This window comes from Streptomyces sp. sk2.1 (assembly GCF_008120935.1).
Classification (GTDB): Bacteria; Actinomycetota; Actinomycetes; order Streptomycetales; family Streptomycetaceae; genus Streptomyces.
This window is the reverse complement of the sequence record NZ_RDBO01000086.1, coordinates 64,121-86,641: the sequence shown is the minus strand read 5'-3', so window position 1 is coordinate 86,641 and position 22,521 is coordinate 64,121. Positions and strand designations below refer to the sequence as shown.

At 71.3% G+C, this 22,521-nt stretch carries 24 protein-coding genes; 11 read left to right on the top strand and 13 right to left on the bottom strand.

What is annotated here, in order from left to right; genetic code table 11:
- The first annotated feature begins 78 nt into the window (after positions 1-78).
- Positions 79-1,002 carry an aminoglycoside phosphotransferase family protein gene (locus EAO76_RS39335; protein WP_187438976.1) on the top strand — a complete coding sequence of 308 codons (924 nt, stop codon included), beginning with the start codon at positions 79-81 and terminating at the stop codon, positions 1,000-1,002.
- A gap of 57 nt (positions 1,003-1,059) precedes the next feature.
- Here the strand turns inward: EAO76_RS39335 and EAO76_RS39330 are convergent, their stop codons facing one another.
- Positions 1,060-1,554: a MarR family winged helix-turn-helix transcriptional regulator gene (locus EAO76_RS39330; RefSeq protein WP_148841036.1), complete on the bottom strand. Its 495-nt coding sequence runs from the start codon at positions 1,552-1,554 to the stop codon at positions 1,060-1,062.
- 242 nt (positions 1,555-1,796) lie between these two features.
- On the opposite strand from EAO76_RS39330, the gene EAO76_RS39325 reads away from it, so the two are divergent.
- The gene (locus EAO76_RS39325) at positions 1,797-2,594 is read left to right on the top strand and encodes an SDR family NAD(P)-dependent oxidoreductase (RefSeq protein ID WP_148841035.1); all 798 of its coding nucleotides are present in this window, start codon (positions 1,797-1,799) and stop codon (positions 2,592-2,594) included.
- A gap of 91 nt (positions 2,595-2,685) precedes the next feature.
- A complete protein-coding gene (locus EAO76_RS39320) occupies positions 2,686-3,423 on the top strand; it encodes a GNAT family N-acetyltransferase (RefSeq protein WP_148841034.1) in 738 nt (245 codons plus the stop codon).
- 44 nt (positions 3,424-3,467) lie between these two features.
- Here the strand turns inward: EAO76_RS39320 and EAO76_RS39315 are convergent, their stop codons facing one another.
- Positions 3,468-4,208 carry a class I SAM-dependent methyltransferase gene (locus EAO76_RS39315; RefSeq protein WP_262376137.1) on the bottom strand — a complete coding sequence of 247 codons (741 nt, stop codon included), beginning with the start codon at positions 4,206-4,208 and terminating at the stop codon, positions 3,468-3,470.
- Between the two features lie 63 nt (positions 4,209-4,271).
- Positions 4,272-4,589 (bottom strand): hypothetical protein, encoded by a 318-nt coding sequence (locus EAO76_RS39310; RefSeq protein ID WP_148841033.1) that lies wholly within the window; start codon positions 4,587-4,589, stop codon positions 4,272-4,274.
- A 327-nt stretch (positions 4,590-4,916) separates the two neighbouring features.
- Between EAO76_RS39310 and EAO76_RS39305 the strand changes: the two genes are divergently transcribed.
- Entirely contained in the window at positions 4,917-7,217 is a 2,301-nt protein-coding gene (locus tag EAO76_RS39305) for a leucine-rich repeat domain-containing protein (protein ID WP_148841032.1), read from the top strand.
- A 366-nt stretch (positions 7,218-7,583) separates the two neighbouring features.
- Here the strand turns inward: EAO76_RS39305 and EAO76_RS39300 are convergent, their stop codons facing one another.
- Positions 7,584-8,207, bottom strand: a complete 624-nt coding sequence (locus EAO76_RS39300) for a TetR/AcrR family transcriptional regulator (RefSeq protein ID WP_148841031.1) — start codon at positions 8,205-8,207, stop codon at positions 7,584-7,586.
- A 131-nt stretch (positions 8,208-8,338) separates the two neighbouring features.
- On the opposite strand from EAO76_RS39300, the gene EAO76_RS39295 reads away from it, so the two are divergent.
- Positions 8,339-9,184, top strand: a complete 846-nt coding sequence (locus EAO76_RS39295; RefSeq protein WP_148841030.1) for a class I SAM-dependent methyltransferase — start codon at positions 8,339-8,341, stop codon at positions 9,182-9,184.
- Positions 9,185-9,236: 52 nt separating this feature from the next.
- On the opposite strand, the gene EAO76_RS39290 is transcribed toward EAO76_RS39295, so the two are convergent.
- Positions 9,237-9,671: a helix-turn-helix domain-containing protein gene (locus EAO76_RS39290; protein ID WP_148841029.1), complete on the bottom strand. Its 435-nt coding sequence runs from the start codon at positions 9,669-9,671 to the stop codon at positions 9,237-9,239.
- A 94-nt stretch (positions 9,672-9,765) separates the two neighbouring features.
- On the opposite strand from EAO76_RS39290, the gene EAO76_RS39285 reads away from it, so the two are divergent.
- Positions 9,766-10,434, top strand: coding sequence for an NAD(P)-dependent oxidoreductase (locus EAO76_RS39285; RefSeq protein WP_148841028.1), 669 nt, complete (start codon positions 9,766-9,768; stop codon positions 10,432-10,434).
- 150 nt (positions 10,435-10,584) lie between these two features.
- Here EAO76_RS39285 and EAO76_RS39280 read toward each other — a convergent pair whose 3' ends face one another.
- The 3 genes from EAO76_RS39280 to EAO76_RS39270 form a co-directional block, all read right to left on the bottom strand.
- A complete protein-coding gene (locus EAO76_RS39280) occupies positions 10,585-11,346 on the bottom strand; it encodes a MerR family transcriptional regulator (RefSeq protein WP_148841027.1) in 762 nt (253 codons plus the stop codon).
- A 169-nt stretch (positions 11,347-11,515) separates the two neighbouring features.
- Positions 11,516-11,857: a DUF5713 family protein gene (locus EAO76_RS39275; RefSeq protein ID WP_148841026.1), complete on the bottom strand. Its 342-nt coding sequence runs from the start codon at positions 11,855-11,857 to the stop codon at positions 11,516-11,518.
- Positions 11,833-12,783, bottom strand: coding sequence for an alpha/beta fold hydrolase (locus EAO76_RS39270; protein ID WP_148841025.1), 951 nt, complete (start codon positions 12,781-12,783; stop codon positions 11,833-11,835). Before EAO76_RS39270 ends, EAO76_RS39275 begins: the two co-directional genes overlap by 25 nt.
- Before the next feature lie 743 nt (positions 12,784-13,526).
- Here EAO76_RS39270 and EAO76_RS39260 point away from each other — a divergent pair.
- Entirely contained in the window at positions 13,527-13,994 is a 468-nt protein-coding gene (locus tag EAO76_RS39260) for a DUF5707 domain-containing protein (RefSeq protein ID WP_148841024.1), read from the top strand.
- 127 nt (positions 13,995-14,121) lie between these two features.
- Here EAO76_RS39260 and EAO76_RS39255 read toward each other — a convergent pair whose 3' ends face one another.
- A complete protein-coding gene (locus EAO76_RS39255; RefSeq protein ID WP_148841023.1) occupies positions 14,122-14,406 on the bottom strand; it encodes a DUF6191 domain-containing protein in 285 nt (94 codons plus the stop codon).
- Between the two features lie 113 nt (positions 14,407-14,519).
- Here EAO76_RS39255 and EAO76_RS39250 point away from each other — a divergent pair, with 113 nt between their 5' ends.
- Positions 14,520-14,795, top strand: a complete 276-nt coding sequence (locus EAO76_RS39250) for a hypothetical protein (RefSeq protein ID WP_148841022.1) — start codon at positions 14,520-14,522, stop codon at positions 14,793-14,795.
- Between the two features lie 74 nt (positions 14,796-14,869).
- Here the strand turns inward: EAO76_RS39250 and EAO76_RS39245 are convergent, their stop codons facing one another.
- Both EAO76_RS39245 and EAO76_RS39240 read right to left on the bottom strand, forming a co-directional pair.
- Entirely contained in the window at positions 14,870-16,129 is a 1,260-nt protein-coding gene (locus EAO76_RS39245; RefSeq protein ID WP_148841021.1) for an MFS transporter, read from the bottom strand.
- Positions 16,130-16,252: 123 nt separating this feature from the next.
- A complete protein-coding gene (locus tag EAO76_RS39240; protein WP_148841020.1) occupies positions 16,253-17,011 on the bottom strand; it encodes a GntR family transcriptional regulator in 759 nt (252 codons plus the stop codon).
- Between the two features lie 269 nt (positions 17,012-17,280).
- Between EAO76_RS39240 and EAO76_RS39235 the strand changes: the two genes are divergently transcribed.
- The gene (locus EAO76_RS39235; RefSeq protein ID WP_148841019.1) at positions 17,281-18,042 is read left to right on the top strand and encodes a hypothetical protein; all 762 of its coding nucleotides are present in this window, start codon (positions 17,281-17,283) and stop codon (positions 18,040-18,042) included.
- 108 nt (positions 18,043-18,150) lie between these two features.
- Here the strand turns inward: EAO76_RS39235 and EAO76_RS39230 are convergent, their stop codons facing one another.
- Complete coding sequence (locus tag EAO76_RS39230) at positions 18,151-19,785, bottom strand: amidohydrolase (RefSeq protein WP_148841018.1); 1,635 nt, start codon at positions 19,783-19,785, stop codon at positions 18,151-18,153.
- A 279-nt stretch (positions 19,786-20,064) separates the two neighbouring features.
- Here EAO76_RS39230 and EAO76_RS39225 point away from each other — a divergent pair, with 279 nt between their 5' ends.
- Positions 20,065-20,466, top strand: a complete 402-nt coding sequence (locus EAO76_RS39225) for a VOC family protein (RefSeq protein WP_148841017.1) — start codon at positions 20,065-20,067, stop codon at positions 20,464-20,466.
- Positions 20,467-20,720: 254 nt separating this feature from the next.
- Here EAO76_RS39225 and EAO76_RS39220 read toward each other — a convergent pair whose 3' ends face one another.
- On the bottom strand, positions 20,721-21,692 hold the full coding sequence (locus EAO76_RS39220; RefSeq protein WP_148841016.1) for an AraC family transcriptional regulator: 972 nt from the start codon (positions 21,690-21,692) through the stop codon (positions 20,721-20,723).
- A 193-nt stretch (positions 21,693-21,885) separates the two neighbouring features.
- On the opposite strand from EAO76_RS39220, the gene EAO76_RS39215 reads away from it, so the two are divergent.
- A partial coding sequence (locus EAO76_RS39215) for a non-oxidative hydroxyarylic acid decarboxylases subunit B (protein WP_148841099.1) occupies positions 21,886-22,521 on the top strand: 636 nt, incomplete at its 3' end.

Below are 22,521 nucleotides of genomic sequence, written 5' to 3'. Positions count from 1 at the left end.
GGCATTGCCGTACGGGAGATTCCGGCGTACGGGAAATTCCGTTGCTTCCACCGGGCCGGGCCGCCTACGGTCCGGATCATGCTGCCCCCGGTGGAAACGGACGAGGAGTGGGACGCGGTCGTCCCCGACGAGACGGTGATGCGGCCCGGGGCGGAGGATCTCTGCGCGCGCCTCGGGCTGGCCGGTGAACCGCTGACCCGGTTCTCCGAGGGATCGCAGCCGGTCTACGCGGTGGGCGACGAACACGTCCTCAAACTGTTCCCGGGTGCCGCCGCGCGGGACGGCGTCGCCGAGGGCGGCGTCCTGTCCCACCTCCAGGGGCGGCTGCCCGTGGAGACGCCGCGGGTGCGTGAGGCCGGGGCGTACGAGAACGGCTGGCGGTACGTGCTGATGTCCCGGCTCCGCGGCGAGAACCTGGCCCATGCCTGGGACCGGGTGCCGCGGGCCGACCGCGAACGGCTCGTCGCCGAGATCGGTGAGGCCCTCGCGGTCCTGCACTCCCTCGACCCCGGCCCCCTCGCGGACGTCCTCGGCCCCGGCGACTGGGGTGCCTTCGTGGACCGGCGGCGCGACGAGACCGTGGAACAGCAGCGCAGACACGGCCTGTCGGCCGAGTGGCTGGAGCAGATCCCGGAGTTCCTCGCTTCGACCGCGCTGCCCCGCGACCCGCACCGTTCCCTGCTGCACACCGAGGTCATGCGGCAGCACTTCCTGGTCGATCCCGACGGATGGCGTCTGACCGGGCTCTTCGACTTCGAACCGGCCATGATCGGGGACCGCGCGTACGACTTCGTCGGGGTCGGCGTGTTCGTCACCCGGGGCGATCCGCGACTGCTCGCCCGGCTCGCGGGGGCGTACGGCCGCACCTTCGAACCGGACCGGCTCCTCGCGTACACGTTGCTGCACGTGTACAGCAACCTCTCCTGGTATCTGCGGGAACTGGGGACACCGGAGAAGCGGACGCTGTCCGCGCTCGCCGAGGAGTGGTTCGCCACGGCATGACGCCGACCGGGCCCTTCTCCCGGCTGTTTCGCGCGCAGGGCCGGTCCGCGTACCGGTTCAGTCCGCGACCGGGGGGCTCTCCGTCCCGGCCGTGCGGGACCAGGAGAGCCCTTCGAGCCGCTCGATGCCCTGGTTGAACTCGACCAGCAGGGTGAGGAACTGCTCGGTCCGCCGGTCCGTCCACCCCGTCGCCCCGATGAGGCGCGTGGTCCCCGCGCGGCTGATGGCGCGATCGGCCTCCAGACGCTCCAGACCGAGTTCGGTCGGGCGGAACTTGCGGGCCAGCCCGCCGTCGGGGTCGGGGATGCGCTCCACCAGGCCGTTGCGGAGCATGGCGCTGATCTGGCGGTTGATGGTGGAGACGTCGACCTGGAAGGTGTGTGCCAGCTCCTTCAGCGTGAGGGGCTCACCGACCTCCAGCCGGGTGAGCAGGACGTAGGCCGAGCGTTCCAGGCTCTGACCGATGCGAGGTCCCCGCGCGGCGACGAAATGCCGGGACAACAGGGTCAGCTCCCGTTCCAGATCACCCAGCCGACGCTCTTGCTCACTCATGCCCTCGGACCTCTTCCACCATCGGTTCCCCTCATCATCGCCCATTCCGTTTCCGACACGGGGGCCGCGTCACCATGTTTGTGCACAATGCACATCATGTGTACTGTGCATATTGTGTGCGCGATGCTCATCGGGCTCGGTGAGACCGCTCCCGGCATCCGTGCACGCGGGGAAGCGGCCTCCCGCGACCCCGTACGTACCGCTCGCTCCACGGCGGGAATCCGCCTCGAAAGGACATGGCCATGGAACGCCTCAAGGACAAGGTCGCGGTCATCACCGGCGCGGGCAGCGGCATCGGAAGGGCCGCCGCCGAGTTGATGAGCGGGCAGGGCGCCCGCGTCGTGGTCGCCGACCACGACGCGCGGAGCGCCGAGGAGGCCGCCGGGATCATCGAGGCCGCGGGCGGCCGGGCGCTGCCCGTCACCGTGGACGTCACCGACGAGGGCTCGGTCGCCGACATGGTGGCCGCGACCGTGGGGGAGTTCGGCTCCCTGCACGTCCTGTGCAACCACGTCGGCGGGACGAACCCGCGCAAGGACCTGGACCTGCTGCGCATGGACATGGACGAGTTCGACCGGGCCGTCGCCCTCAACATGCGCAGCACCCTCCTGGGTTCCCGGCACGCGGTGCCCCACATGATCCGGGCCGGTGGCGGCTCCATCGTCAACACGGCCTCCGTGGCCGCTCTCGTCGGCGACGTCCTGCAGACCTCCTACGGCGCGGTCAAGGCGGCGGTGGTCAGCATCACGAAGTCGATCGCCGTCCAGTACGGTCCGCAGAACGTGCGCTGCAACGCCATCGCCCCCGGCGCGGTCATGACCCCCGCCCTGGAGAACAACCTCCCCGCGGACGTCGTCGAGGCGCTGAGGAAGGGCAACGCCCTGCCGTACCTGGGCTCTCCCGAGGACATCGGCCACACCATGGTGTTCCTCGCCTCCGACGAGTCCCGCTACCTCACCGGACAACTCCTCGTCGTCGACGGCGGCATGAGCATGCAGTCCTCCGCGGCCCCCGGCCGACGCGCCATGCTCCCCGGCTGACCCCGACCCCTCCCGTCGGCTTCCGGCCCCGACCTCGACCCCGACCCCGATTTTGGCCCCGGCTCCGCCCCCGGCTGGCAGGATCGGGGCCATGTCGAAGGATGCGTTGCTGCTCCGGGCCCGCGGGCTGTGGGAGAACCTGGCCGGGGTGCCGGTGTCGTTCGCACCGATGGGCGGGGTGAACGTGGCGATCTCCCCGTCATCGGGGCTGTGCCCGGCCGGTTGGGCCGGGGTGGTGGCCCTGGGCGGCTCGGTGATCGTGACCGTACCGACCGAGGATGCCGCCGTGATCGTCCGGGAGGCGCTGGGGCGGCTGCCGGCGGGGGCCGTCGTGGACGGTGCCCGGGTCCGGGAAGTGCTGCCCGCCGCGGGGGTGCTCGGACCGGCGGCGCTGTCGTACGTGTCCCCCGAGGGTTTTCGCCCGGTGGGAACGAGCGGGCCGGTGGTGGAGCAACTGCCGTGTGACCACCCGGAGTTGCGGCTCCTGGAACGGTCGGTCGGTGACGACGACGCCGGAGAGGCCGCGCTGGACGAGATCACATCGCCCGCCTTCGTGGTCCGTGAGCACGGCAGGGTCGTCGCTGCCGCCGGTTATCGGACCTGGCCGGACCGGACCGCCCACATCGGCGTGCTGACCGCGTCGGCGGCCCGGGGGAGGGGACTGGCGAGGACGACGGGTTCGGCGACGGTCGCCCACGCCCTCGCCGCCGGACTGCTGCCGCAATGGCGTGCGCGGCTTCCCGCCTCCCGGCGCGTCGCGGACGCGCTGGGCTTCGAGGAGCTGGGCTTCCAGCTGAGCGTCGAGATCGTCCGGGACCTGCCCGGGTGATCGGGCCGGCCCGGCGGCCGGTTCAGCCGCGTCCGACCGCCGGTTCAGTCGCGCTCGGCCGCGACGATCAAGAAGTTGGGCAGGTGGACGTAGCTCTCGATGCCGGGCGTGGCCGGACGCGCCTCCTCGGCCACCCCGGGGTCGAGGCCGGGCTCGGCGATTTCGCGCAACCGGCAACCCAGGGAGACGAGTTCGTTGAGGTAGGCCGAGACCGGGCGGTGGAAGTCGGAGGCGTGGGGCTGGGGGATCTCGTACTCCTCCAGATACCGGTCCGTGCGGTGGGCGCCGTGGGTGCGCCAGGTGGCCAGGAGCTGTTCGAAGGCGGGGTGGTTGACGGAGAAGACGAACAGTCCGCCCGGTCGCACGGCCCGCACACAGGCCCGCATGGCGGGCTTCCAGTCGGGGACGGACGCCAGCACCATGCTGCACATCACGGCATCGAAGCCGCCGATCCGCTCGGGCAGCCGGGCGAGGTCGGCCTGGACGTACCGGATGCCCTGCCGCAGGGCCTCCTCCCGCTCCCGGGCGTAGCCGACCATCGCGTCGGTGGGCTCGACGGCGGTGACCCGGGCCCCGCGGTCGGCGAGCATGCGGCTGAAGTAGCCCTGCCCGCAACCGGCGTCCAGGACGTTCCTGCCGCGCAGGTCACCGAGCATGCGCAGCAGCACCGGATTGACCAGATGGCGTTTGGCGAAGTCGCCGTCGGGGTCCATCGCCTCCATCGCCTCGCGGGGAAAACCGTTCCACCGCTGGATGGCCGCTTCGTTCGACGGGTATGCGGGCACGGTCACGAGCGTAGTGCGATTTCCCGGGCGGAGCCACGGCCAGGACCATGGCCGCGACAGCAGTTACGGCTGCGGCTGCGGCAGTGACGGCTGCGCGGGCCGGGTCCCGTACCCGGCGAGGAAGAGCCGCAACGAGCACTGGTCCTCGGCCTCGACGAACACCTGCTGCCCCCAGTGGGAGGTGAGACGGTGCGCGACGTCGACCAGCCGACGGCGCTCCTCGGGGGAGTACGCGGGGAACCGGACCCAGCCCCGGTCGGCGATCGTGTTGCCGAGCTCGCTGAACAGCACCGCCCGTGCGCGCCGCTCCTCCTCGTCGGTGAGCGGAGTGGGACCGTCCTCCGCGGGCTGCCACCGGACGTTGTACAGGTCTCGAATCACTGGTCGCTCACAGGTCGTTCGGATTCGGTCGGGTTCGTTCCCGCAGAGGCTACTCGACGGTGTCGCACCGCCGACCGCTCCCGGTCCCGCCGTCGTGGGCACGGGGACGGCGTTGTCACAGCCGTGCTGTAGAACGCTGCTGGCGGACACCGGCAGAGGGGTCGTCGCCACGACCGGCATGCCCCGGAGCACCGAGGACCTCGGAGGCGTCGAGAGCCGCGGGAGCACCGCCCCGGGCCCGTCCCCTCGGCCGCCCGACCCGTACGCAGCCCCACCGAACAGGCCCCCGGGCCACTTGGACAGCCAGCAACGAGGGAGCGACCAGGAATGACCGACCAGGACCCCATGACCACGGTCAACTCACCCGCCGGGTACCGCGTCATCACCGTCGAGGAGGCGGAGGAACGCTTCCGGATCTCCGACGGGATCGGCTACCCGTACGCCGATTTCGCCGACGAGCAGGAGATCCGGCTGTACGAGGGCGGGCTGCACGTCGCGGGGCACCTGGAACCGGAGGGCGACGAGGACTGGATCCCGTACAACACCGTGGTGGACGGCGACCTCACCGTCGACGGCGACCTGGACTGGTGGGACAACAGCGGCGGCAACTTCCTCGTCGTGACGGGCACCCTGCGGGCCCGGAACGTGTTCCTGTACGGCTGCCCGAACGTGCTGGTGCGCGGGAACCTGGAGGTGACGGGCGGTATTCGCGGCTCGTACGGGGACGACGGCGGCATCCTCACGGTGCGCGGCAGCACCCGCGCGTCGATCGTCATCGGCATGCTGTACTTCATTCTGGACTTCGCCGAGCAGCCGCAGTCCCTCCTCGTCGGCGACCCCTGCCGCACCAACGTCCCCGTCGACTTCACCGACGGGGAACTGAGCGGCATCCTGCTGCCCGAACTGCTGAACAAGCACGGCGAGGCCGACTCGAGGAAGATCCAGGAGGCCATGGGCGAGGGACGCCAGGTGCTGCGCGCCGGGGTGCGCCCGAGCCGCGTCATCGCGCTGGAGGAGCTGGACTCGCTGCTGGACCGGGCCGACGAGGTCACCGAACTCGACCTCTCCGAATGCGGGCTCCGCGGCTTCCCGGAGCAGCTGCTCGCCTTCCCCCGACTGCGCGTCCTGTCCCTCGCGGACAACGCCGACCTCGGCGCACTCGACGCACGCATCGGCGAACTCACCGCTCTGGAAGAACTCGACGTGTCGGGAACGGGGCTGACCGGGCTGCCCGAATCCATCGGCGCCCTCCGGAACCTCAGGGTGCTGGAGATATCCGGCAACCGCTTCACGGAACTCCCCGAGTCCCTCGGCGACCTCGGCCGCCTGGAGGTCCTGCGCGCCGGACATCTGACCTGCCGGCTCCCCGAATGGATCGACCGGCTGCACGCCCTGCGCGAGCTGGACCTGTCCTGCCTGAACCAGGGGCGCTACTACTGCGACACCCTGGTCCCGTTCCCCGAGGCCGTCACCCGACTGACGGGACTGCGCTCCCTCGACCTGTCCGACACCTGGCTGGAGTCCGTCCCCGACACGCTGCTGGACCTGACCGCGCTGGAGGAGCTGAACCTCAACTCCTGCGCGTCCGCCCGGCTGACCCGGCTGCCCGAGCTGGCCCGGCTGCCCCGCCTGCGGGTGCTGCGGCTCAGCGGTCACACCCCGTGGACCGGACAGCCCCCGGCCTCCAGGGACCTGCTCACCGGCATCTGGGACATCACCACCCTGGAGCACCTGGAACTCGACCGCTGGGGCCAGGAGACCTTCGAGGGGGAGAAGATACGCACCGCGTTCAGGTCCCTGCCCGAAGACGCCTTCGTCCGTACGCCGAACCTCCGCCACATCGACCTGGCGTTCAACGAGCTCACGACCCTTCCCGAAGCCTTCTTCGCCCTGCGCCACCTGGAGTCCGTGAATCTCCGGGACACCGAGCTCGACCGGCCGACCCTGGACCGGCTGCGCGCGACGTTCCCCGGCACCCGAATCGACCTGAGGGGCACCGGGGCCGAGGAGGTCGTCCACGATCCGAACTGGCAGGCCGTGCACGCCCTGGTCAGGGAAGGTTCCGCCAAGGGGGGCGAGGCGGCGGTCGCCGCCTACGAGCAGGCCATCGCGCTCTGCGTGCCGGGCGCGTGCTACTCCGGTCACGACCGGCTCTACGCCCACTACGCCCTGGTCAACACCCTGGGCGAGCTCGCCGGCAACGCGTCGGACGCCGACCGCCCCGTCCTGGACGCCGAACTCGTCCGGTACGCCGAACGGACCTTGGCCCTGCTGCCCGACACGATCTGGCACTTCACCGACGAGGGCGCCTTCCAGGAAGAGGTCGGGCGCCGCACCGGCAACGCCCTGGCCTGGCATCTGCTGCGCATGGGCGAGCCGGAGCGCGCGCTGACCGCCGTGGAACAGGCGCTGGTCGAGGCCGAGGGCCCGTCGCACGACTTCATCCACGACACCCGGGTCCGCGTCCTGCTCGCCCTCGGCCGCACCGACGATGCCTACCGGGTGGCCGACCAGGTCCTCACCCGCGACCCCGGTTTCGAGGACCTCGCCGACCTCGCGAACCTGCCCGAGTTCCAGCGGTGGCGGCAGACCCGGCGCATCGGCAGGGCGCTCGGGGACGCCCGATGACCCGCGGACCCAGGCCCCCGGACCTCGCACGCCGGGAGAAACGTCCATGAGGTGACGGCATCCGGTCGGTTGCGGGTGCCGACGGGATTTGAACCCGCGGACGGTGGGGGGCAGGCCCGCCCTGGTCCCCGTAAGTCGATGTGGGAGGGCCTCACCCACACCGATCGCAATGGGCCGCTCTGCCACAGCCCCGCAACCTGCGGGAACTGCGCAGTCCCGCTGCGGGGAGCGTAGAGGACCGGGCCCGACGGGGCGAACTCTTTTGCGGGACGCACCTTTTGCGGGGCGCCCCTTCGCCGGGTCCGGTCGCGACGGGCCGGTCGTCAGGGTGCCGGGCCCGGTCGCCGGGGTCGTCGGGCCCGGGCGTCACTCCTCGGCCGGAGTACCGCCGCGCACGGACCCGGTGGCCCCGCTCACCAGCATGGCCACCAGCCCGTCCACCTGCTCGCGCGGATCCGGCGCGCCGGGCCAACCGGTCATCAGGAGATGGTGAACGGCTCCGACCAGCGCGAGCGCGACAGCGGCCGTGTCGGTGCCCTCCGCGATGCGGCCGAGACGCTGTTCGGCGTCCAGATAACGCGCGATCGCTTCCTGGACGGCCGCGAACCCCGGTGCCCCGCCCTCCAGTTCCTGGCGTATCCGGAGGGCGGCGGCCGGGCGCGTCATGGCCAGACCGGCGATCACGGGGCCGCCGGAGTCGAACAGCGCGGTGGCGACGCCCATGAGGTTCGCCACCACCGTGTCCGAGCCCGCCAGACCGGGAAGCTCCTCGGCCAGCCGCGCGGTGCGCGCGAACCTGTCCAGGCACAGCTCGGCGACGAACTCGTCCAGCCCGGCGAAGCGGGCGTGCAGCATGCCCTTGGCGCAGCCCGCCTCGGTGGTGATCGCCCTGCTGGTCAGGGCACCCGGACCGTCCCGTTCCAGCACGCGCTCCGCGGCGGCGAACAGCCGCTCCCTGACGTCGGGCATCGCCACTCCACGCGGTGACATGAGCCCCTCCCGATGTTGTCGCTGTCCGCCCCGGTCACTTTGGGGATTGCCGGTATGGGCGTGTGCCCATACTGTATGGGCACACGCCCATCATAGGCTCGCCCACCCGGCGTCCGACAGGAAGGCACCCGATGCGCAACGTCGTCAACACCGAACAGGCCCAGGCGTGGAACGGCTACGAAGGCACGTACTGGGCCCGCAACCAGGACCGTTGGGACGCCGTGAACGCGGGCTTCGACCAGCCGTTGCTCACCGCCGCGGCCATCGGCGGGCACGACCGGGTGCTCGACGTCGGATGCGGATCGGGGCGGACGACGCGGCTCGCCGCGCGCCGGGCGGTGAACGGACGGGCCCTCGGTGTCGACCTGTCGGACCCCATGCTCGAACGCGCCCGCGCGAGCGCGGAGCGGGAGGGCCTCGGCAACGTGACGTTCGAGCACGCGGACGCCCAGGTCCACCCCTTCGGACCCGGCGCCTTCGACGCGGCGGTCAGCCGCTACGGGGTGATGTTCTTCGCCGACCCCACGGCCGCGTTCGCCAACATCGGAGGCGCCCTGCGCCCCGGCGGCCGGCTGGCGTTCATCTGCGCCGCGGACGCCGACCTCAACGGGTGGGTGCGGGCCATGACGGCGCTGCGGGACCACCTGCCCCTCGGGGACTTCGGAGTACCGGGGCGCCCCGGGATGTTCTCCCTGGCGGACCCGGACCGCATCCGTGAGGTGCTGTCCGGAGCCGGTTTCGTACGCACGGCTCTGCGACGGGTCGAGGCGTACGGGAACTGGGGGCGGAACGCCGAGGAAGCGGCGGCCTTCCTTCTGGGCACCGGACCGGGGCGCCATCTGACCGGTCAGGTGTCCCGGGAGGCCGCGGACCGTGCCCGCGAAGCACTGGAGGAGCACCTGCGCGACCACGAGGAGAACGGATCGGTCCGCCTGCTCAGCACCGCCTGGCTGGTCACCGCGGCCCGCCCCGAATGACCGCCCCGACCGCTCGCCGCCCCCGGGAAAGCCCATGACCATCGCTACTTCATCATGTCGAGGTGACGGACTCCGGCCGGTCGGCGCCGGTGGCCGGTCGTGGCCGGAGCGGGACCCCGTCGGGCGGTGTCCCGTACGAGGCGCGGGCCCGGAGCAGGGAGGGCAGATGTTCCCTGCTCCAGGCCCGCGCGGCCGCGATCAGCGGGAAGAGGCTGCGCCCCAGCGCCGTCAGCTCGTACTCGACCCGGGGCGGGTTCTCGTCGTACGCGGTGCGGGTCACCAGGCCGTCGCGCTCCATGGACCGCAGGGTCTGGGTGAGCACCTTCGGGGTGATGCCCCGCAGGGGCGTCCGGAGGTCGCTGAACCTCCGTGCCCCGTCCTCCAGGCAGAGCACGACCATCCCCGTCCATTTGTCGCCGATCCGGATCGGCATGGCGTTGGACGGGCAGATGGGGTCGAACATTTCGGGATCCAACGGCTCGGTCATGGACGCGAGGGTAGCCCCAGTATCTTTGAGGTAACCAGTATCTTCTGGATACCGTCCTTCCCGGTGGTGGAAGTCGCCGCCGGGAGGGGCACACATGAGTGAGATCGTTGTTTTCGGGGCCGGTGGCCGCGCGGGCCGGGCCGTCACCGCCGAGGCACGTGCCCGCGGGCACCTGGTCACCGCGGTTGTCCGCGACCCCGAGAAGCACGCAGGCATCGAGGCGGATGGCATCCGTGTCCTCCGCGGCGACATCAGGGACCCGCGCTCGGTGGCCGGGGCGAGCGGCGGGCATGCCGCCGCGGTGCATGCGGTGAGTCCGTTCTCGGGGCCCGAGCAGGGTTTCGACGGTCTCGACCCCGAGTTCTTCGTCCGGGCCGCCGACGCGCTGCTGCGGGGCCTCGCGGAGGCGCGGGTGCCGCGGCTCGTCGTGGTCGGCCTGTTCGCGAACCTCGAAACCCCCGGCGGCGGGCTGGTGATGGACGATCCCGAGCTGTTCCCGCCACAGATCCGGCCGTTCGCCCTCGCGCACCGGGCCGGGCTGGAAAGGCTCCGGGCGGCAAGGACACCGGTCGACTGGCTCGTGCTGACCCCGCCGGCTCTGCTGGAGGCGGACGCTCCCCGGACCGGCCGCTACCGCACCGGGGGAGAAGCTGTGCCGGAGACGGGCCCGGCACACCTGTCCTACGCGGATCTGGCGGTGGCGCTGCTGGACGAGATCGACGCTCCGCGACACCACCGCGCCCAGGTCTCGGTGTTCGACTGAAACACGGTCAGGGGAACGGGGGTGCGGGGGATCAGCGGAGAGCCGACGGCTGATGGAGCCGCTGACCCGGGTGCGCGAGGCGTGACGCCGTTCCGCAGGCGCCGCAGGCACCGGAGTCCGGTGCCTGCGGACGGCAGGGGTACGGGGTGCTCAGCCCAGTCGGGTCGTGGCGTACGCCTCGATGGCGTCCCGCTGGTACGCGGCCAGGCCCGTCGCGATCGACTCGTACGCCGCACGCCACTGCTCGTTGTCCACGCAGGAGCGTCCGATCGCGCGGTACTCCTCGACGGAGACCGCCCGGAGCCCGGTCAGTGCCCGGTACTGGGCATCGATCTCGGCCTGCACCGGGGCGGCGTCGGCGGGCACGCCCGCGACCAGCAGCTCGGCCAGCCGGATCATCTGCGCCGTGCGCTCGCGGTGCCCGGTCTCGATCCGGTCCTCGCTCATCGTCGAGGTGTACCGCTCGATGTCCTCGGCCAGCCCGGGGAAGTCCCGCAGGCTCTCCTCGTACTGGGCGGGCCGGACGCCCTCGAAGAGGTTCTCCGGTCGGTTGATGGTGGTCATGGCTCTGCCGTCCTTCCTGGACTGCTCCAGTTCGGCGATCGTGCGGGAGACGGTGTCGGCCAGGGCGTCGAGCCGGTCGCGCTCGGCGAGCAGGCGACGGTGATGACCTCGCAGGGCCTCCACCTCGTCGACCTGCTCGGCCAGGACCCCGCCGATCTCGGGCAGCCCCAGGCCCAGTGCCCGCAGCACGAGGATCTGCTGCAACCGCAGCAACTCGCCTTCCTCGTAGTAGCGGTGGCCGTTGCTGCCGACCCACGCGGGCGGCAGCAGCCCGATCTCGTCGTAGTGCCGCAGGGTCCGGGCCGTCACGCCCGACATCCGGGCGACCTCCGCGGTGGGCCAGGCCATCGTCGCCTCCGTCTCCCTCACGAGTGCTTCGCCGGGCCGGTTTCTCCGGCCCTGGTCAGGACGGTAGGAGCTTCCGCTGCGGCAGTTTCAAGCCCTGAGCCCTGAGCCACGGACCCCGAACTCCGAGGCCGGGCTCGTTGCCGCCCCGGCCTCCGCTCGCGGCCCCCGCTCACCAGTCCCGGGTGGCGATCAGCTCCTCCACGTCCGCGTCCGTGAACCCGTAGGCCATCGCCACGAGCCAGAAGCTCTCGCCTATCTCCTCCCGCGCGACGGTCTCGATCTCGCTTCCCGCCGCCTCGAACTCGCTCTCCAGGAGGTTGAACTCCTCCGTCGCCGCCTGCGTGAGCACGTACAGGGCCGGCAGGTCCGCGGGCTGCTCCGCCTCGATCCGCTCGCACAGCCGCAGCAGGATCGCCTTGCCCTTGTCGACGATGTGATCCGGGAAGTACTCGTCCACGTACATCTGGTGCAGGAAGGAGTCCTCGTTCACTTGCTGGTTCGTGATCGGCATGGCGCCTCGTTCGCTCGGTGGAGTCCGACATGCCGATCATGCACCACCCCACTGACAGGCCGGTCCCGTCGTGTCCGGGGCCCGGGGGCGGTCGCGAGCACCTCGCGGAGCCGGGACGCGTATGCGGCGGGGTGGGTGAGATTGCCGTTGTGGCCGCCGGGGAACTCCACCGGTTCGGTGTCGAGGAGGGCGGACAGCTCCCGGGCGCAGCGGTGGTCGAAGACGGTGTGCGGTGTGGTGCGGCCGAGGGCCGGAACGATCCGGACCGCCGTGTCCCGCAGCGCGGCCACCCGTTCGGCACTCAGGGTGTCGTCGATGACCGCGGTGAAGTCGTGGGTGAGGAAGAAGTCGAAGTTGGCGATGCGCCGGGGCGTCAACGGCTGTGCGGTCAGGCCGGGTTCCGCGTCCTGGGCGGTGAGGTCGATGCCGAGGACCCGTGCCACCTCCCCGAAGGCCGCGTTCAGCCCCCGGCTCGTGTAGAGCCGCTGGATGTCGGCGAGTTCGTGTTCGTGGCGGGCGCGCTCGGCGGCCGGCAGCAGCCGGGGGGCCACCGGCTCGTGCGCGATCAGGGTGAGCGGCCGGTCGGGGTGCTCGACGGCGAGGTGGAGCCCGATGACGGCGCCGAGGCTGAGGCCCAGCACGGTGACCGGTCCGTCGGTGAGCTCGGCGAGCAGCCGGTGGACGTCGTCGGCGTGCCGGGCGAGGGTGATCGGGACCGCCGGGTCGGTACGGATGCTGCGCGACAGCCCCCGGCGGTCGTACGTCACCACGGTGTGGTCGGTGACGAGGCGGCCGACCAGGTCGATGCTGCGGCGGGCGTCGCCCTCGCCGCTCTCCGATACGAGCAACAGCGGTCCATCGCCCCGGACTTCGTAGTACAGCTCGGCTCCGGGCACGGAGAGCGTGGCGTTCCGGACTGGGGTCATGTCGTCCTCCTGTGGGTGCGGCCGCCGTGGCGGCGGTCACGCCCACAACATAACCAATCGCTTTAGATGTATTGAAATGGATGGGTTGGGGGTGGCTGGTTATGGGCTCACGAATGGGGCCGGGCCGTTTCCGTCGGCCCGGAGTCGGACGGCCCCGGCCGCGGCGGCACTCGCGCGGCGCGTCGACCGCGCCCGTGTCATGGGCGGTGGCTTCCTCGTCTCCGCCCGCGGATTCCTCCGGCCGACCCGGGTGCGCACCGACTCGGCCCTCCGATTCGTTCTCGCCGCGCCTCGGCCTGCGCGGGCGGCCCGGTCACCGCCGGGTCGGCGGCCGCGCTCGCCAGGAGAAGGGCGGACGCGGACGGGATGGTCCCGCGCATCGGCCCGGCGCCGGGCCGCACCGCCGCCCGGGCACGGATCAGCGGGGCCGGGAGCAGCCGGTCGTCGGTTCGCTTCAGGACGGAACCGGGCCGTGTCCGCAGGCGAGGGGCTCGTCTCCGGTTGGAGACGGATTCCGTTCCCGGTCTCTCCATCTCCGGTTCGACGTGGTAATCACCCCGTGGCGCGAGGCCCGCGCGGAGCTCCGGACCATAGGCTCGACCACATCGGACCGACCGCGCCGGTGCCCGACCGCACCGGAAACGGACGAGCCAGGGAAACGGACGAATCAGGGAAACCGACGAGCCCGAGAAACCAACGAGCACCGATCCTTCCGCCGCATCCGGAATTCAGTGAGGAACCCCATGTCCAAGCGCATTCTCGTGTCGTCCCTCATCGGCGCCGCCGCTCTCGGAGCGGTGGCCGCGGGCGGCCTCGCCATGGCGTCGACCACCACGGCGCCGATCCTGGAGAACGGCTCGGCCCGCTACACGGCCCCGTCCGAAGCCGCCGCGGGCACACTCGTCTTCACCGCCGACGTGAGCGACGATTCGGGCATCCGGGGCCTCAAGGTCCTTGTCTGGCCCGCGAGTTCGAAACTGGACCCGACCGAGGCGGAGCTCCGCTCCGTGGAGGACGCCACGTGCCTGCGCACCACGGCCGAGACGTCCCGCTGCACCTACACACTCCGGATCACCGAGGAGGAGGCGGCCGGGGCGGCCACCGGCACCTGGTACGTATCGGCACTGGCGACGGCCGAGGACGGCGACACGACGTTCGTACCCCGTGCCGCCGCCTTCGAACTGCCCGAAGGACCGCCCGGCGCCCGGTGACCTCGTCGGCGCACGCCAGGTTCTCCCGGATCGCGCCGGGCAACAGCGGCATGCCCTGCGGAGCCGGTTCTCGATCCGGCTGATGCGCAGCATGACGTCGACCCGGCCAGGGACACGTGGCGAGCCGTCAGGGTGCGTCGTGTCTGCTCGCGCGGTCCTGCCCGGGGCGGATGAAAGCCTTGCCGGAGTCGAGGTCGACAGAGTTGGGCGGTGCACCGGAGCCGGCGTCGTCCCGGAGGACGAGTCGGCGTTCCCGCTCCTGTTGGACGTGTCGCTGTGACGGGTGGAAAACCTCGCCCCACGTCTCGACGGCCGACGCTCCTCCACCGCCGTACTTGCGCCGACGCCGGCCTGCCCATGCGAAGAGGGCAACCCAAAGAACGATGACGATACCGCCGATCGTGAGCAGCATGAGGATGTCTCCTTCTGGACGCCGACGTCTGCCCGCCGACAGTCTGTGCCACCCATCGGGCAGCATGTCGATCGCCCGGCCGATGATGCGAGCCGAGTCACTAAAATCGCCGTATGACCTGGAGCGAGGCGGAGTACGTCGAGTACCTGCAGAGCGAGCGCCGCAGCTATGCGTGGGTGATGCAGCGGTACGGCAACCGGACACCGGAGAGGGCCTGGGCGGAGGCTCTGGACTGGTACCCCTACGAACCGGCCGACGCGCCGTTCCGCGGGCTCGTCTTCCACGACGAGTCGTGGCACTGGGCGATGCTGGCGATCCACGGGGACCGGTACACCGTGGACCATCCCGAGCTGACCGGCCCGCCGGCCGAGTACCGGGCTCTCGGGTGAACGCCCGGACGTCGCAGGGGTTTTGACCCCGGAAGGCTTGGGGCCCGCGCCCCGGAACGGTGAAGGGGCGCACCTCAACGCACGGTCTCGGGGGCGTTCTCCCCGGGCGGTGTGCGCAGGGACCGGAGCGGTGACAGGAAGTTCGGGAGAAAGCTCAGCGTCATACCGCCCGCGCCGAGCCACAGCGTGGCCGTCGCCCCGAGCGCGGAGCCCGATATTCCGCCCAGCAGCCCGCCCAGGGGAAGACCGCCCCAGGACACGAACCGGACCGTCGCGCTCATCCGGCCCAGGAGGCGGTCCGGTGTGAGGGCCTGTTGGAAACTGGACTGGGCCACGACGCGGACGACCCCGCCCAGCGAAAGAGCCGCTAGTCCGACCGCCGCCGCGTACACGCTCCAGCCGGGCCGCGCCAACGGCATCAGGGCCGTCAACGGGCAGGTGATCAGGGGGGCGAGCCACACCACAGGGCCCTGCCCGACCAGCTTCGAGAGCTTGGTCGCCAGCAGCGCGCCCAGCAACGCGCCGCACCCCATGCCCGACAGGACGAGCCCGATGCCGAAGGACCCGAGGCCCAACTCCCTCTTCAGGAAGACCAACAACATGGTCTGGTACATCACCAGGGAGAGGTTGAACACCGCGTCCCCCGTCATGGTCGCGCGCAGGACGGGATGCCCGAGGACGAACCGCAGACCTTCCCCGACGTCCTGACGCAACCGAGGACGCCGATCGGTCTCCGGCTTCTGCTCGTGCTTCCGGATGCGGAACGCGAGGACACCCGATGCGGCCATTCCCACCGAACTCACCAGGAGTGTCGCGGGGGCTCCGATCCAGCCGACCAACGGGCCCGCCGTCGCCGGTCCGCCGATACTGGTCACCGAGCGTATCGCCGAGAGTTTCGAATTCCCCTCGACGAGATTCCCGCGTCCCACCAGATGCGGCAGATAACTGATGTGGGCGACGTCGAAGAAGACCGTCAGCACCCCATGGGCCAACGCGACCGCGTAGAGCCACGGGATCGTCAGCAGACCGGCCCACCACGCCACCGGTACCGTCAGGAGAAGCAGCGACCTCGCGGCGTCGGTGCCGATCATCACCGAGCGCTTGCGCATGCGGTCCACCCACGCTCCGGCCGGCAGCCCGACCAGGAGCGAACCCACCGTGGTCATCGCGGTCAGCAGGCCCATCTGGAACTCGTCGGCGTCCAGGGCCACGAGCGCGACCAGGGGCAGCGCGAGGAAGATGACGCGGTCGCCCAGCTGACCGAGCGCCGTGGCGGCGAACAGCCGCCCGAAGTCCGGATCGCGGAGGAGCCCGGGCCAGGAAGAATTTTTCATGCACATCACCTGCTTTCGAATGTCGTCGAACTCGGATTTCCGTTCCGGCAGGGGTGTTCAGCGGACGCCCCGCCGATGTCTTCGTCCGATGTCCTTGCCTGACGTCCTTGCCCGACGCGGTGGCTATGACCGGTCGATCCCGAACTCGTAGGCCACTTCACGGCGCACATCGGGGATGACGATGTCGGCGGTCTCCACCGGACGCCCGTCGGTGTCGTAGATGATCCGCTCGATCCGGAGCACCAGGTCCCCGACGCCGATACCCAGCAGATTCGCCTGGGCCCGGGTGGCACGGGCCGGGCGCGGCAGCTCGACCACGGTCTCGACGACCACACCGATGGAACGCATCCGCTCGACCACGCCCTTGCCCGCGAGGGGCCCCATCTCGGGCAGCATGATCGGTGTTCCGTCCGTGAGGGCCATCGGCTCCCACGACTCGGAGAGCTGGACGGGCTGCCCGTCGGCGAGGAACTCGTAGTGCGTGTTGACGCAGAGGTCCCCGGGGCCGACGGCGAGCCGCTCGGCGATCGCCGCAGGGGCGGGGACCCGTACCTGACTGTGCGCGTCCCAGGCACCGGCCCTGCCCCGCTCCTTCATGCCGGCGAGGCAGGGTGGCCCGCCCCGGCGCCCGAGGTGTCGCGAACGCACCATCCGCAGGCGCTCGCGCGGGGTGCGGACGTAGGTGCCCGAGCCCGCGCGTCCTTCGAGGAGCCCCGCGATGATCAGGCCGTCCACGGCCCGTTGCACGACGTTGCGCCCGACCCCGTACTCCTCGGCGAGCCGCGCCCGGGACGGCAGACGCTCTCCGACCGACCATTCCCCCGCGAGGACCCGGGCGCGCAGCGCGTCGGCCACTGCGAGGTACGGGGCCTCTCGGGGCATGGGTGATTCTCCGGTTTCTCGACGGCTTCCCGACACTTCCTCGTCGGTCCCGTCGGTGGTTCGGGCGACGTCGGCAAGCTACTGCACCGGGCGAAAGCTGATGGAGCAGAAACACGCTCGGTGCGCGGGCGACCTCCTGCGGGAACATGCCGGGACCTGCGTCGACTCGGCCGATCCCCCCGGGAGCCGACGCATCCGCTCCCGGCCGGGGACTTCATCCGGTATACGGGTATGAGTGGGAGAAGGCACGGGGCGAAAGGGGCGAGGGGATGACGCGAATGCTGTACGCGATGCGTGTGGTGATCGCCCTCCTGGCGGGCACCGCGACGCTGTTGGCGATCCGTGGCATCGTCTCGATGTCCGTCGGCGGTCCCGAAGGCGGGGATCCGGGGGACTGGACGATCCTGGCCGTGCCGATCTGCGCGCTCCTCACGATCCCGTGCTCGCGCGTCGCTCGGCGGCTGTACCGGCGGACCCGCGTGCTGCCGCCGAACATCGACGAGGTCCCCGGCATCGCCGGCCGCGGCGCGCGAGAGCTCGGTGAGGACTCCGAGGGCTTCGCACCGGCCCTGACCGGCATCGCCGTCGCGTGCGCCGCCGCCCTCGTGACCGAGGACGGGAGGGCCCGCACAGTGGTGGCCGCCATCGGCACGGTCGCCGCTCTCGCCGCCGCCCTCGTCACGCGCGGCCGGATGCGTGAAGCACGGAGGATCGCTGCCCGGCACGACCGCATCGCGCGCGTCAGGGGGCACGGAACCAAGGTGCGGGCCGAGGTCGTCGGCGTCGGCCACGGCTCCTCCTGGAGTCACGGCGGACCGGTGCTCACCGTGGAGGCGCGCTTCGGGACACCTTCCGGAACCCGCACCGTCGTGGAGACGATCGCGACCGCACCCGCGGACGTCCCCGTCGTGGGCGGCAGCGTCCTGGTCTGGTACCTCGACGACGGTGCCGAGTTCTACCTGGAGGAGGACCTGGACAGCGCGCACGAGCCGGGCGCCGCCGAGCGCTACAAGGAACCCGAGATGTTCTGAACGCCGCCGACCACCGACACGCCGCCGACCACCTCCGCCGGGTACGGGGCACGGTTGCGAGCTGCGGGCTGCGGGCTGCGGGCTGCGGGTTGCGGGTGCGGCGCGCGGTCAGGAGGCGTGTACGAGTCGGCCGCCGACGTAGGTCCGTTCCACCCGCGCCGACGCGATCTCCTCCGGCGGGGCCGCGAAGAGGTCCCGGTCCAGGACCACCAGGTCGGCGAGGTTCCCGGCGCGCAGGCTGCCCGCGTCGTCGTGGCCGTTCACATGGGCGGAGCCGGCGGTGTAGGCGGCCAGGGCGGTGGTGAGGTCGATGCGCTGCTCGGGCAGGAACACCCGGTCGTCGGCGGTGCCCGGTTCCCTTCGGTTCACCGCCACGTGGATGCCTTCGAGCGGGTTCGGGCTGCTGACCGGCCAGTCGCTGCCGGCGGCCAGGGTCGCGCCGGAACGCAGCAGGTCGTTGAACGGGTATTGCCAGGCGGCGCGTTCGGGGCCGAGGAACGGGATGGTCAGCTCGTCCATCTGGGGTTCGTGGGCGGCCCACAGCGGCTGGATGTTGGCGATCGCGCCGAGCGCCGCGAACCGCGGGACGTCGTCGGGGTGGACGACCTGGAGATGGGCGAGGTGGTGGCGGTTGCCGCGCCGGCCATTGGCGGTCACCGCGGCCTCCACGGCGTCGAGGGCCTCGCGGACCGCGCGGTCGCCCAGGGCGTGGAAGTGGACCTGGAAGTCGAGGGCGTCCAGCTCGGTGACGTACTCGCGCAGCGCGACGGGGTCGATGAAGCTCAGGCCGTTGTTGGCGGTGGCGCAGCCGCAGCCGTCCAGGTAGGGGGCGGTCATCGCGGCGGTGAAGTTCTCCGCGATGCCGTCCTGCATGATCTTCACCGAACCCGTCCGGAACCGTCCGTGGCCCGACTCGGCGCGTCGGGCGACCAGTTCGGGGATCTGTTCGGCGCCGCGCTCCCGGTTCCACCACAGGGCGCCGGTCACCCGGGCGGTGAGCGAACCGTCGCGGGCCGCGGTCGCGTAGGCGTCCGACGGATCGGGTCGGCCGCCGAACTCGCCGAGCAGCGCGTCCTGCCAGCCGGTGATGCCCAGGGAGTGCAGCAGCTTCTGGGCGCGCAGCAGCCCGGCCAGCCGGTCCGCGGGGGTGGCCGCCGGTACCAGTCGGGCGACGAGCGCGGTGGCGCCCTCCTGGAGCATGCCGCTGGGGGTGCCGTCCGGCTCGCGCTCGATCCGGCCGTCGGTGGGGTCGGGGGTGTCGGCGGTGAGCCCGGCCAGTTCCAATGCCCGTGTGTTGGCCCAGGCACCGTGGTGGTCCCGGTTCGACAGCAGGACCGGGCGGTCCGGCACGACGGAGTCGAGGAGCTGCCGGGTGGGCAGCCCGCCGTCGAAGCTCTCCATCGACCAGCCGCTGCCGGTGATCCACTCGTGGTCCGGGTGGGCATCGGCGTACGAACGGATCCGGGCCAGGTAATCGGCGGTGCCGACGGTGCCGGTCAGGTCGCACTCGGCCAGCTCCGAGCCGCCGTAGACGGCGTGGACATGGGCGTCCTGGAAGCCGGGCACCAGTAGTTTTCCGGCCAGGTCGACGACCTCGGTGCGCGGGCCGATCAGCTCCCGCACCTCGTCGTGGCCGACGGCCGCGATCCGCTCGCCGACCACGGCGAGGGAGGTCGCCCGGGTGCGGGCCGGATCCGTCGTGAGAACGGGGCCGCGGGTGAAGACCAGGTCGGCTGCGGTCATGGAATGCTCCGGAACGGGTGGCGACGGGTGGTGGGCGCCATGGAAACCGGGCGTCCGGTCAGATGTCAATGATGTTGACATAAGGCCCCGGCGGGGTCGGGTCGGATGGCACGACGGCCCGGTGTGTCGTGGGCCTCGATGGCCGGAAGTCGTCTGGCTTCGCGAGATTCCCTGGACAACGCGAGGAGCAGTGTTCGATCATGTGTGCAGCATCGCGTGCCGGTCACCGACTGGGTGAGGCATGGAGGTGCCGAGATGCCTTGCGGAGGCATTCCGAACATGTCAATCGAGTTGAATCACACCATCATCCACGCCCGGGACAACCGGGAGTCCGCCGAGTTCCTGGCCCGAATACTGGGGCTGGAAGTCGGAACGGCGTGGGGCCCGTTCGTTCCGGTCGCCACCGAGAACGGGGTCACCTTGGACTTCGCCACCATCCCGGCGGAGTCGATCGTCGCGCAGCACTACGCGTTCCTGATCTCGGACGAGGAGTTCGACGCGGCCTTCGCGCGGATCGAGGAGGCGGGCATCACGTACTACGCCGACCCGCACATGAAGCAGCCGGGCGAGATCAACCGTCACCACAGCGGGCGCGGCCTGTACTTCATGGATCCGGCCGGTCACGGCATGGAGATCATCACCCGCCCGTACGGCTACGACCCGGAGTCGACGGAGTCGTAGGACGCGCGAGGACCGACCGCGTCGGCCGGGCCGGGGATCTCCGCCCCGGTCGGTACGCGGTCCTTGCGCATGTCCTGGCTGGCGCGTGGGGCCGACGTATCCACGCATCCACGTGTGCCCCGACCGTGTGAGGTGCCCGGTCGTCACGCGGTTCCGGTCGGCCACGAGAGTCTTCGGTCGTCACTGGGTTCCGGTTGGTCACGACCGTCCTCGGTCGTCAGTCGGTTCCGGTCGGCCACGTGCGTCCTCGGTAGTCAGTCGGTTCCGGTCGGCTCCGCGCGTGCCCGTCGTCGGAAGCCGGTGGGGGTCTCGGCCGTACGGTGCCGGAAGAAGCGGGTGAAGACCGTGGTGCCCGGGAAGCCGAGCCGGTCGGCGATCGCGTACGCGGGCAACCGGGTGTGCACGAGCAGCCGTTTGGCCTCCAGGACCAGACGGTCGTCGATCAGGGCCTTGGCGCTGCGCCCGACCGCCGCGTTGCTGGCCCGGGTCAGCGAACGGACGCTGTAACCGAGCATGGCGGCGTAGTCCTGGACCTGATGGCTGTGCGCGAAGTTGCTCTCGACCGCGGCCCGGAAGCGGCGGAAGGTCTCGTCGCCGGCGGCCTGTTTCCGGTGCCCGCCCGGGAGATGGGACAGCCGCAGCACGAGGACCGAGAGCAGATGGCGCACGACCTCGACATGGACCTCCAACGGCAGGTCGCGCGGCCGGTGGTACTGGCTCTCCAGCAACTCCAGGGTCCGCTCCACCGGCTCCGCCGCACCGGGCGCGGGTGACAGGGGGAGCCGCCAGGCCCTGCGGTCCAGCCGGGCCGCGTCGACAGTGACCGCGTTCAGGAAACTCGCCTGGAACAGGACCACCGTCGCGTTCATGGGCACGTTCGCGGTAGCAGGAGCGGGTGTCGGATACGGGGCCTCGCCGTTCTTCCGGGGAGCGCCGGTACGGTCCGTCGTCGGCCGGAGCCGGAAGAGCTGGCCCGGCCGGACCCACAGCCATGAGCCGCTCCCGACGACGCAGTCGGTGGTGTCCACCGAGCAGGGCAGCCGACCCGAGCGCACGGTCACCAGCAGATGGAACGCCAGGCGCACGGGCGCGTCCGCCTCCACACCGAGCCGCCGGATCCGGGCCGTGAGGCCGGGCAGATCGGTGACCTCCACCCCGGGAGGGCCGCCGGGAGTGGTCGGGAACGGAAAATCCGGGAGCTCGTCAAGCTGTCCGTTTCTGCTCATTTCGCGTCCGAGTCTATCCCGTCGCCTCTCTCCCGTCCCCCTAGCGTGAGCAGGGAAGACGTGGTGAACCCACCGCGAATCCGCCACGAATCCGGTAGGGATCCACCCTGCCCGGCAGGGCCGTGGCCATGGGTTCGTACGACTGATATTGCGCAGGTCCGTCCGGGCCGTGCGGAGGAGAGGGACGGGGCGTATGCGACTGATCGTGGGCATGACCGGGGCGACCGGCGCGGTGATCGGGCTCGGGCTGCTGGAACGCCTTGCCGCGGACCCGCGGATCGAGACGCATCTGGTGCTCAGCCGCTGGGCGCGGGCCACGGTCGAGCTGGAGACGGGCCGGTCGGTCCGCGAGCTGTCCGAACTCGCCGACGCCACGTACGGCCCGGACGACCAGGGAGCCGCCATCTCCTCCGGGTCGTTCCGCACCGACGGCATGGTGATCGCGCCGTGCAGCATGAAGACGCTGGCCGGGATCCGCACGGGTTACGCGGACGGCCTCGTGGGCCGGGCGGCGGACGTCGTGCTCAAGGAGGGCCGGCCGCTGGTCCTGGTGCCCCGGGAGACCCCGCTGAACGAGATCCACCTGGAGAACATGCTGGGACTCGCGCGGATGGGGGCGCGCATCGTTCCGCCGATGCCGGCCTTCTACAACCACCCCCGCACCATCGACGACCTCGTCGACCACATGGTGGTCCGCATCCTCGACCAGCTCGGTGTCCCCGCGCCCGACGAACACCGGTGGAACGGCATGCGGGCCGCGCGCGCCCCCATCCGCGCGAGTCCCAGCATGTTCTCCAGGTGGATCTCGTTCAGCGGGGTCTCCCGGGGC